This window comes from Hymenobacter aerophilus DSM 13606 (assembly GCF_000382225.1).
GTDB lineage: Bacteria > Bacteroidota > Bacteroidia > Cytophagales > Hymenobacteraceae > Hymenobacter > Hymenobacter aerophilus.
In genome coordinates this window covers 22,970-31,435 of record NZ_KB907836.1, presented here as the reverse complement: position 1 = coordinate 31,435, position 8,466 = coordinate 22,970, and the positions used below count along the sequence as shown (strand labels likewise).

At 62.0% G+C, this 8,466-nt stretch carries 7 protein-coding genes; 2 read left to right on the top strand and 5 right to left on the bottom strand.

Translation table 11 applies throughout. The annotated features are described in order from the left end of the window. Window positions 1-284, top strand: a 284-nt coding sequence (locus tag H145_RS23045) for a transposase (RefSeq protein WP_157541375.1), incomplete at its 5' end; no start/stop codon positions are given. After that, complete coding sequence (locus H145_RS0117665) at window positions 262-735, top strand: SRPBCC family protein (RefSeq protein WP_019949489.1); 474 nt, start codon at window positions 262-264, stop codon at window positions 733-735. The genes H145_RS23045 and H145_RS0117665, both read left to right, overlap by 23 nt. A gap of 210 nt (window positions 736-945) precedes the next feature. On the opposite strand, the gene H145_RS0117660 is transcribed toward H145_RS0117665, so the two are convergent. The 5 genes from H145_RS0117660 to H145_RS0117640 all read right to left on the bottom strand — a co-directional run bounded on the left by H145_RS0117660 (window position 946) and on the right by H145_RS0117640 (window position 8,314). After that, a complete protein-coding gene (locus tag H145_RS0117660; protein ID WP_019949488.1) occupies window positions 946-2,436 on the bottom strand; it encodes an efflux transporter outer membrane subunit in 1,491 nt (496 codons plus the stop codon). A 155-nt stretch (window positions 2,437-2,591) separates the two neighbouring features. After that, window positions 2,592-5,744, bottom strand: coding sequence for an efflux RND transporter permease subunit (locus tag H145_RS0117655; RefSeq protein WP_019949487.1), 3,153 nt, complete (start codon window positions 5,742-5,744; stop codon window positions 2,592-2,594). Window positions 5,745-5,972: 228 nt separating this feature from the next. Continuing rightward, entirely contained in the window at window positions 5,973-7,115 is a 1,143-nt protein-coding gene (locus tag H145_RS0117650) for an efflux RND transporter periplasmic adaptor subunit (RefSeq protein WP_019949486.1), read from the bottom strand. 287 nt (window positions 7,116-7,402) lie between these two features. Beyond that, window positions 7,403-7,774 carry a hypothetical protein gene (locus H145_RS0117645; RefSeq protein ID WP_019949485.1) on the bottom strand — a complete coding sequence of 124 codons (372 nt, stop codon included), beginning with the start codon at window positions 7,772-7,774 and terminating at the stop codon, window positions 7,403-7,405. A gap of 42 nt (window positions 7,775-7,816) precedes the next feature. Beyond that, window positions 7,817-8,314: a hypothetical protein gene (locus H145_RS0117640; protein ID WP_019949484.1), complete on the bottom strand. Its 498-nt coding sequence runs from the start codon at window positions 8,312-8,314 to the stop codon at window positions 7,817-7,819. Window positions 8,315-8,466: the final 152 nt, after the last annotated feature.

Below are 8,466 nucleotides of genomic sequence, written 5' to 3'. Positions count from 1 at the left end.
CTTTTGATGTCAATAGGTTGCGGCAGGCCTGCGCGGGCCGTGGTATCGAGGCCAACATCCCGCGCAAACGGCGCTCGGCCGACTGGCAGACCGACGATGACACGCCGCTCGACCCCGAACTCTACCGCCGACGCCTGGTCATTGAGCGCCTCAACGCCTGGCTTGACGGCTTCAAGACCCTGCTCGTGCGCTACGAAACCAGCTTGCAAAACTGGCTGGCCATGCACTGGTTGGCCTTCACCGTATTGTTGCTGCGCAAAATTGCCCCATCTTCTACTTCCTAAACAGCTTCAATTTAAATTCACGGAGTCTATCCAGATTGCTCGGGCTCAGCAAGTGGTGTTCGATTATACCCAAGACTACGGCCAGCGGTTAAAATGGGACACGTTCCTACGAGAAGCCGTGCTGCTCGATGGGGCTGCGGCGGCGGGCCCGGGCGTGAAATCGTGGTGCGTATCCCAACACGGTATTGGTATGGAAACCGAATACGTATCGTTCAACCCACCCCGCGTGGCAGCCGTGAAGCTCACGCGGCCCGCCGGCCTGTTTCGCGCTTTCGCTGGTTCCTGGCGCTTTGAGTCCATAGGGCCCCACCTCACCGAGGCTACTTTTATCTACTCCTTTGTCCTGCGAGGCCCACTACGGTTGTTTTCGCCTTTAGCCAGATACGTGCTGCAACGAAACGTGCGCGGGCGGCTGCGCGACCTCAAAAAAATGCTGGAACAGCCTAATTAAATAAGTGATTAACGGCGAGGATTTTTCTGCGAGAAACCAGCTACAATCTGCCTCGCAACTGCCTCATCGCCGCCAGAAGCAGACTTAACAGGAGCAGCATACAGAACGGAAAACGGGGCGGCAGTACCCCGCTTAGAGTACCGCCGCCCCGCTGGGCGTTGCAATTGACCCTTCTCTCTGTCGAAATTAAGAGGAACTTACCCAGGATGATTACTGCCCCGCCGGTGTCCAGCCGCCGCCCAGCGAGCGGTAAAGGTCGATGAGCAGCAGGAACTGCTGGCGGCGGGTGTCGGTGAGTTCCAGCTCGGCTTCGAGTACGTTGCGCTGGGCGCTGATGACTTCGAGGTAGGTGGCGTAGTTGGCCTTGAACAGGTCGTCGGAGATGCTCACGGCTCGTTGCAGGGCTTCCACTTCCTCCTGCTGCAAATCGAACACGCGCTGGTAGTTCTCGATGCCGCGCAGGTTGGTGGTTACTTCCTCGAAACCCACTTGAATGGCTTTCTGGTAGGTGCTGTAGGCAATCTGCTGCTCGGCCACCGAGCGGCGGTAATCGGCCTGCAGCTCGGCGCGGTTGAAGAGCGGGGCCGAGAGGCCGGCCAGCAGCCCGTAGGCCAGCGAGCCGGGCGTGGTGAACAGCACCGAGGCCCGGTAGGCGTTCAGGCCCACGAAGGGCGTGAGCTTGAGCGAAGGCAAAAAGGCGGCGCGGGCGGCCGATACGTCGGCGCGGGTGGCTACCAGCTCCAGCTCGGCCTGGCGCACATCGGGGCGGCGCAGCAGGGTGGCGGCGGGCAGGCCGGCCGATACGCGGCTGGGCAGCGGCTGCTCCAGCAAACTCACGGGGCGGGCGATGGGGCGGGGGTAGCGGCCGAGCAGGCGGTTAAGCGTGTTTTCGGTGGCGGCCACGCGCTGCCGGGTCTGGGCTTCCAGGGCGCGGGTGCGCAGCAGCTGGGCCCGGAACTGCTGCACGGCCAGCTCGTTGGCCCGGCCGGCCCGCTTGAGGGTGCCCACGATGTCGAGGGCGCGCTCCTGCAGCTGCTGGTTGCGGCCCAGCACTAGCAACTCGTTGTCGTAGCTCAGCAGCGTGAAATACTGGCGGGCTACTTCGGCTACCAGCTGCGTTTGTACCAGGTGGCGACCCCGCTCGGTGGCCAGCAAGCGCAAATAAGCGGCCTGCCGCCGCTGGCGCAGCTTGCCCCACAAGTCAATTTCCCACGACGAGCGCAAGCCCAGGAAAAAATCGGGCGTGGGGTTCGGGATGCGCCGCTTGCCCTCCACGTTGGGCGAGAGGTTGGTGTCGTAATTGCCCACGCCGTCGAGCGTGTACTCGCCGAAGCGCTCCACGCCGGCGCTGGCCACGCCCTCCACCTGGGGCAGCAGGGCCCCACGCCGCACCCGCAAATCGGCCCGCGCGATTTCGATGCGCTGGAGCGTAATGCGCAAGTCGGGGTTGGCCTGCAGGGCCGTGTCAATCAACGAAACCAGATTAGGGTCGGCGAACAGCTCGCGCCAGGGCTGCCGGGCAAACGCGGCGGAGTCGGTGGCCGCTGCTGTGGCAGTCGAGTCAGCGGTAGCAGCCAGCGGGAAGGCCAGCGGTACGGCGGCGGCCCGGGGCGGGGCCGTGGGCGCGGCCACCCGGCAGCCCGTGGCGGCCAGCGAGGCAGCGGTGAGGATGGAAAGAACGGAACGGGAAAAGCGGGGCATTTTTAGGGAGAAGCTAGGAGTCAGGAGCTAGAGTGTCAACGAACACCCCACCCCCCGGCCCCCTCCCCTCCGGGAGAGGGGGAGCCTGATGTGAAATTTTGAACGGAACTGCTGGGCTCCCCCTCTCCCGGAGGGGAGGGGGCCGGAGGGTGGGATCATACCAGCACGGCTTCCTCCGCTGGCGTTTCCACCAGTTTTTTCTTCTTGCCACCGCCCGAAAACAGCACGTACAGGCCCGGAATGAGGATGACGCCGAATAGCGTGCCGATGAGCATGCCGCCGGCCGCGGCCGTGCCGATAGAGCGGTTGCCGAGGGCGCCCGCGCCGGTGGCGATGGTGAGCGGAATCAGGCCGGCCACGAAGGCGAAGCTGGTCATCAGGATGGGGCGCAGGCGGGCGTAGGCGCCCTCCACGGCCGCGTCGAGGGCCGAGAGGCCTTCCTTGCGCTTGAGTACCGCGAATTCGATGATGAGAATGGCGTTCTTACCCAGCAAACCAATCAGCATCACGAGCGAAACCTGGGCGTAGATGTTGTTTTCGAGGCCCAGCAGCTTGAGAGCCAAAAAAGCGCCGAAGATGCCGGTGGGCAAGCTCAGCAGCACCGGCAGCGGCAACAGGAAGCTTTCGTATTGCGCGGCCAGCAGCAGGTACACGAAAATCAGCACGATGCCGAACACGTACAGGGCCTGGTTGCCACTCAGAATCTGCTCGCGCGTCATGCCGCTCCACTCGTAGCTGTAGCCGCGGGGCAGCTCGGTTTGCGCTACTTTTTCGATGGTCGAAATCACGTCGCCCGACGAGAAGCCGGGGGCGGCGTCGCCGTTGAGCATGGCCGAAGTGTACATGTTGTAGCGCGTGAGCTGCTCGGGGCCGTACACCCGCTCCAGGCGCACGAACGAGGAGTAGGGCACCATCTCGTTGCGGTCGTTTTTGACGTACAGTTTCAGCACGTCCTCGGGCTTGGTGCGGAAGCTGGGGTCGGCCTGCACCATCACCTTGTACATCTGGCCGAAGCGAATGAAGTTGGAGGCGTAGAACGAGCCCATCAGGGTCTGAAGGGTGCTCATGGCCTTGTCCACGGTCACGCCCTTCTTGGCGGCCTGGTCCTGGTCGACGTGAATCAGGTACTGCGGGAAGTTGGCGTCGAAGCCGGTGAAGGCCGAGCCGATGGCGGGCGACTGGCGCAGGGCCTCCACGAAATCCTGGCTGACTTTGGCCGTTTGCTGCAGGTCGCCGCGGCCGGTGCGGTCCAAAAGGCGCAGCTCGAAGCCGGCCGAGTTGCCGAAACCGGGCACGGTGGGCGGGGGGAAGAACTGGATGTCGGCGTCGTTGATGTCCTGAGTTTTCTCGGTCAGCTCGGCAATCAGCTCGTTTACCGACTGCTTCCGGTCCTTCCAGGTTTTGAGGTTAATCATGGCCATGCCGTAGCTGGAGCCGGCCACCTCGTTCATCAAACTGTAGCCGGCCAGCGTCGAAACCGATTCGACCGGGCCCAGCTTGGCGGCCACCTTCTCGATTTCATCCAGCACCCGCTCGGTGCGCTCCACGGTGGCGCCGGGCGGGGTGGTTACGTTCACGTAAATCATGCCCTGGTCTTCGGTGGGGATGAAGCCCGAGGGCAGCACCGACTGCACGCCCCAGGTGGCCAGACAGAAACCAATCAGCAGGCCGATGGTGATGACGCGGCGGTTGGCCACGTAGCGCACCAGCCGCTGGTAGCCCTGGGCCAGGTTTTCGTAGCGGCGGTTGAAGCCGGCGAAGAAACGGTTGATGAGGCCCTGCTTAGCTTCCTCGCCATCGGCCATAGGCTTGAGCATGAGCGCGCAAAGGGCGGGCGTCAGGGTCAGCGCGTTCACGCCCGAAATCACAATGGCAATGGCCAGCGTGAGCGAAAACTGGCGGTAGAACACGCCCACCGGCCCATCCATGAACGACACCGGAATAAACACGGCCGACATCACCAGGGTAATAGCCACGATGGCGCCCCCGATTTCGCCCATGGCCTCCAGCGTGGCATCCATGGCCGAGAGGTGCTTTTCGTGCATTTTGGCGTGCACGGCTTCCACCACCACAATGGCGTTATCGACCACAATGCCAATGGCCAGCACCAGCGCAAACAGCGTGAGCAGGTTGATGCTGAAGCCCAGCAGCTGCATGAAAAACAGCGTGCCCACCAGCGCCACCGGCACCGCCAGGGCCGGAATCAGCGTCGAGCGCCAGTCCTGCAAAAACAGGTACACCACGATAAACACCAGCACAAACGCCTCCAGCAGCGTGATAAGTACGGCGTTGATGCTGGCGTCGAGGAAACGCGACACATCGTAGGCCACGTTGTAAGTCATGCCGGGCGGGAAGCTGGTGCCTTTCAGCTCGGCCATGCGCTCCTTCACGTTGGCAATTACCTCCGAGGCGTTGGAGCCGGGGCGCTGCTTGAGCATGATGGCGGCCGAGGGCCGTCCATCAATCTTGGAGGTCATGCCGTAGTTGAGCACATCGAACTTGACTTCGGCCACGTCTTTGAGGCGCAGCACCGAGCCGTCGGGGTTGGCCCGCAGCACCACGTTTTCGTACTGCTTGGGCTCGAACATTTTGCCCGTATAGCGCAGCACGTACTGCAACACCTGGGCCTGCGAGCCCGAGCTTTCGCCCGAGCGGCCGGGGGCCGCCTCCACGTTCTGGGCCCGGATAGCGTCCACCACCTCGTCGGCCGACACGTTGTAGGCCACCATGCGGTCGGGCTGCAGCCACACCCGCATCGAGTACTCGCGCGAGCCCATGATTTCGGCGAAGCCCACGCCATCAATGCGCTTAAGCTCCTGCAACACGTTGATGTCGGCGAAATTGTAGATGAACTTCTCGCCCACCTTAGGGTCGTCGCTCATGATGTTGAGGTAGAGCAGCATGCTGTTCACCTCCTTCTCGGTGGCTACGCCGGCCTTGATAACTTCTTCGGGCAGCTCGTCGATTACCGTCTGCACCCGGTTCTGCACGTTCACGGCGGCCAGGTCGGGGTCGGTGCCCACCTCGAAAAACACGGTAATCAGCGTGGTGCCGCTGTTCGAGTTCACCGACTGAATGTAGGTCATGCCCGGCACGCCGTTGATGGCCCGCTCCAGTGGCGTGGCCACGGCCTTGGCCAGCACCTCGGAGTTGGCGCCGGTGTACTTGGCCGTCACCGTCACCGAGGGCGGCACGATATCGGGGAACTGGGTAATGGGCAGTGTAAACAGCGCCAGCGCCCCCAGCAGGGTAATAAAAAGCGAAATAACCAGCGACAAAACCGGCCGGCGAATGAAGAGTGCGAGCATTAAGGTTAGGTGTTAGGGCTTAGGGCTTAGTAGTGAGACATGAGTAGTGAGACGTGAGATGAGAACGTCATTCAGAGCGGAGCGAAGAATCTCGCGGGCAGTCGTTGCGCGGTCGTCGTTCAACGACTTGCCCGCGAGATTCTTCGCTCCGCTCTGAATGACGTTCTGTCAATCTTCAGTTCGCGTACCCTTACTCACATCTCACATCTCATGTCTCACTTCTCTCCTCTACCGGTTTAGCGCCTGCTTCATTGTAATCAGCTGGGGCTTAATAACGGCGCCGTCGCGCAGTTCCTGGATGCCCTCGTACACCACTTTGTCGCCGGGCTTGAGGCCGGCTTTCACCACGTAGTAATCGGAGAGGCGGGTTTCGGGCTCGAAGGCGTGCTGGCGTACTTTGCCGCCTTCGCCGAGCAGGTACACGTAGTTCTTGTCCTGCACCTCGAACACCGATTTCTGGGGCACCAGCACGGCGTCCTTCACGGTGTTGGTGAGCAGCACTTTGCCCGTGGCGCCGTGGCGCAGCAGAAATTTGGGGTTCTCGAAGCGGGCCCGGAAGGCAATGGAGCCGGTGTTGGCGGCGAATTGGGCTTCCACGGTTTCCACTTTGCCCTGCACCGGGTAGGTGCTGCCATCGGCCAGAATGAGCGAGGCCACGTTGGTGGCGCGGGCCGAGTCCTGGCGGCGGGTTTTTACATACTCCAGGTACTCGGCTTCCGACACATTGAAGTAGGCAAACACGTCGCGGGCATCGGAGAGGGAAGTCAGCAGGGTGCCGTCCTCAATTACGCTGCCTTTTTTAAGCGGAATGCGGTTGATAATGCCATCAAACGGGGCCTTGATGAGCGTGTACGACAGGTCGAGGCCCGCCTGGGCCTGGGCCGAGACTTGCTGCTGCACGGCCGCCTGGGCGGCGTGCAGTTTGGCGCGGGCCACGTCGAGCTCGGTTTTGGAGATGATGTTTTTGCTCACCAGCAGCTTCACGCGCTCCAGTTCCAGCTGGGCCACGTGGGCGTCGGCGCGGGCGCTGCCCAGGGCGGCTTTGGCCTGGCTCAGGCGGCTGCGGTATTCGGTATCGTTGAGGCGGAACAGCGGCTGGCCCTTGCGCACGGTCTGGCCCTCATCCACGTAAATCTGCTCCAGAAACCCCTCGACCCGGCCCCGGATTTCCACGTTGCGCACCGCCTGAATATCGGCTACGTAGGCGTGGGTGAGCACCGTGTCGCGGGCGTTGAGGGCCGTTACCAGAATTTCGGGCAGCGTGTCTCTTTTGGGCGTATCGGCCTGGGTTTCGGCCCCGCAGCCGGCGAGCGAAGCGGCGCAGAGCGGCAGCAGCAACCAACGGAAACGGGAAAGCAGGGGCAGGGGCATTGGCGAGGAGTTGGGGAAGAAAGAAGCGCGCCGGAAAGCAGTCCGACGGCACAAAAGTCCACTCCTCGCATTAGGGTCAGGTTAAGCCCACATTAAAAACCGTTAATACCCGGCCCGTCTTCAAGCAACAGGCCCCGACTTCACAAGCCATTTCGCCAGGTTGTAGAGACGCCTATTTGCGTCTTGTCGGCCGCGTCGTCGTTGCGTTGTTGCGTCGCTGTTCAACGTTGCCGTTCAGTAGCACCGTTCAGCGTCGTCGTTCAACGAGGAGACGTAAATAGGCGTCTCTACTCGAAAAAATCGGTGGGGTCGGCCTGGGCCAGGTACTTGCTCAGGGCCCCCAAATCGGCAAATATGGGCTGCACCAGGGCCAGCAGCCGCGCCGTGGCGGCCGGCCCGTCGGTGTAGGCCCGGAAAATCTCGCCCGCCCCGGCCAGCTCTACGTGAGCCAGCAGCTCGGGGTCGTGCTCCTCCAGCATGGTTTCGATATGCTCGGCCCAGCTGGCCCCGCCGCCGCCGAAGCCGTAGCGCTCAAACACCACGTAGTAGTCATCCATCTCCGAAAGGTCGACCAGCAGGCGCTGCTGCCGCTCGGGCGTCGCCTGCGCCGGCGGCACGTCGGAGAGGAGGAAGGGGTGGGTGTCGGTAGGAGTAGGCATGGGCCGCAAGGTACTGCAAGGCAGCGGTCTGCTGACGTATTGTCAATCGATAGTAAGAACCTTCTGGTACAAGTACAGGCCCGCTGCCGGAGTGTCTGACGCAGTCCGCAGCCCACTATAGACCGAAAAATAGAGACTCGCAGATTCGAAATGCCAAGCTGCTGAGAAGATATGAAGGCTTCTCCGATAGCGCACCGAAAAATCATAGCTTGTAGCATAAAATGGGCGGCCAAGTTCTACTTCTAGTAGTTGAAACCAAGTGTCCGGATTGGCCGGTTCAAGACTATTAGAAGGGGCGGTTAGGCCAAAATAAGCGTGCACGACGGGCTCGTCGCGCTTTGGGGCGCGCAGTCGTGCTACCATTACGCGCAATCCGAAGATGAATTGGGGTCCGGCATACTCCAACTCAACTTGGTTGTCACGCTCCGCCAGACGCTCGGTACTGCCCGGTAGGGCCACTGCCACCTCGGCCAGCGTCGTGCCCCACGGAAAGCACCGGTTTTGGATAGTAAAGCCCTGGTTCATGTAGTATGGCGCCATTATAAAGCAGCTATTGAGCGTGAAATAGCGCTAAAACTCCACAGCAGGCCAAATCGTGGGCAGCACGGCGTGCCATTGCTGCCGTCGGAGCGCATGGGCCTCCAGCCAGGTTTCGATGCGGTTCAGAGAATCAGCAAGGGGCATAGGCATGG

Bases quoted from the DNA above. Each gene is read 5' to 3' on its own strand.
- H145_RS0117650 (WP_019949486.1), bottom strand. From the start codon at position 7,115: ATGCCCCTGCCCCTGCTTTCCCGTTTCCGTTGGTTGCTGCTGCCGCTC.
- H145_RS0117660 (WP_019949488.1), bottom strand. From the start codon at position 2,436: ATGCCCCGCTTTTCCCGTTCCGTTCTTTCCATCCTCACCGCTGCCTCG.
- H145_RS0117645 (WP_019949485.1), bottom strand. From the start codon at position 7,774: ATGCCTACTCCTACCGACACCCACCCCTTCCTCCTCTCCGACGTGCCG.
- H145_RS0117640 (WP_019949484.1), bottom strand. From the start codon at position 8,314: ATGGCGCCATACTACATGAACCAGGGCTTTACTATCCAAAACCGGTGC.
- H145_RS0117655 (WP_019949487.1), bottom strand. From the start codon at position 5,744: ATGCTCGCACTCTTCATTCGCCGGCCGGTTTTGTCGCTGGTTATTTCG.